General features: G+C 70.5%; 1 protein-coding gene. It reads left to right on the top strand.

What is annotated here, in order from left to right; translation table 11 throughout:
• Positions 1 to 699 (top strand): thiamine pyrophosphate-dependent enzyme (locus tag HCN08_RS34505; protein WP_167987340.1); only part of this gene is annotated, 699 nt, incomplete at both ends.

Raw genomic sequence — 699 nt, 5'->3', positions numbered from 1 at the left:
CTTGCCACCTCGCGGCGGGACCTGTCGGTGTGGGTCGTCACCGGCGACGGCGACGCCCTGTCCATCGGCGGCAACCACCTCATCCACGCCCTGCGCCGCAACGTCAACCTCAAGATCCTGCTGTTCAACAACCGCATCTACGGCCTCACCAAGGGCCAGTACTCCCCCACCTCGGAAACCGGCAAGATCACCAAGTCCACCCCCATGGGCTCGCTGGACGCCCCCTTCAACCCCGTCTCGCTGGCACTGGGCGCGGAGGCGACGTTCGTGGCGCGCACCATCGACTCCGACCGCAAGCACCTGCAGTCCGTGCTGCGGGCCGCGGCCGAGCACCACGGCACCGCGCTGGTGGAGATCTACCAGAACTGCCCGATCTTCAACGACGGCGCCTTCGACGCCCTCAAGGACGCCGCGACCGCCCAGGACGCCGTGCTCCGGCTGGAGCACGGGCAGCCCATCACCGTCGGCACCAGCGGCGTCGTCCGCGACCCCGCCACCGGCGAACTGTCCGTGACCGCCGACCCCGACCCGAGCCGGGTCCTGGTCCACGACGCCCACGCCGACAGCCCCACCACCGCCTTCGCGCTGTCCCGCCTCGGCGACCACCCCACCCCCATCGGCGTCTTCCGCGACATCCACCGCCCGGTCTACGACACCCAGATGGCAGAACAACTCGACCGCGCCACCACCCAGCACGGC

Origin of the sequence: Actinacidiphila epipremni, assembly GCF_012034175.1 — a bacterium.
Taxonomy (GTDB): domain Bacteria; phylum Actinomycetota; class Actinomycetes; order Streptomycetales; family Streptomycetaceae; genus Actinacidiphila; species Actinacidiphila epipremni.
The sequence above is the reverse complement of the archived record's forward strand: the minus strand, read 5'-3'. Positions and strand labels throughout refer to the sequence as shown.